Origin of the sequence: Pantoea sp. ANP04, assembly GCF_041982285.1 — a bacterium.
Taxonomy (GTDB): domain Bacteria; phylum Pseudomonadota; class Gammaproteobacteria; order Enterobacterales; family Enterobacteriaceae; genus Pantoea; species Pantoea eucalypti.
Window position 1 is genome coordinate 1 of record NZ_JAUTYS010000092.1, and the last position, 600, is coordinate 600.

At 54.5% G+C, this 600-nt stretch carries 1 protein-coding gene; it reads right to left on the bottom strand.

Translation table 11 applies throughout. The features are described 5' to 3' along the window. A partial coding sequence (locus Q7C21_RS22495) for an SdrD B-like domain-containing protein (RefSeq protein ID WP_375151158.1) occupies window positions 1-477 on the bottom strand: 477 nt, incomplete at its 3' end. Window positions 478-600: the final 123 nt, after the last annotated feature.

The window sequence follows — 600 nt, forward strand, 5'->3', positions numbered from 1 at the left end:
CGTTGGATCTTCCGAAGGCTCCTCAGTTGAATCCGTAGGAGTCGGCTCAGGAACTTCTTCTAGGTAGAAGCCGAAGTCGAGGGTTCCGTCGTGATCCCCATCTTCGTTCAGGCCTTCAGACTTAGCTTCCCATGTTGAAGAGTCCTCATCTCGATCGGAACCATTTTCCTTGGTCGGCAGGTAGCCGTCCAAAGCATCAGCGGATTCGTCCCGGTCAATAACTACCGTGTACGACTGACCATCTTTCAGGACCGGCAGGTCCTTGAAGTTGTAGAAGCCGTTCTCATCGGTGGTTACCGAGCCGACAGGATTGCCGTTGATATCAACGACTTCCTTACCGTCCGGACCGATCAGTTTCAGAACGACGTCTTCAATTGGGTCTTCATCGTCATTCTGAATTCCGTTGCGGTCCTTGTCAACCCAAACGTAGTCACCCAAGGAAACCGAAGGTTTCTCAGTTGGTTCCGTAGGTGCCACAGTCGGCTCAGTCGGCTCAACAGTAGGTTCCGTAGGCACCACAGTCGGCACAGACGGCTGCGTTGGATCCACAGTCGGCACAGTCGGCTCAGCCGGCTCCACAGTAGGTTCCGAAGGCACCCC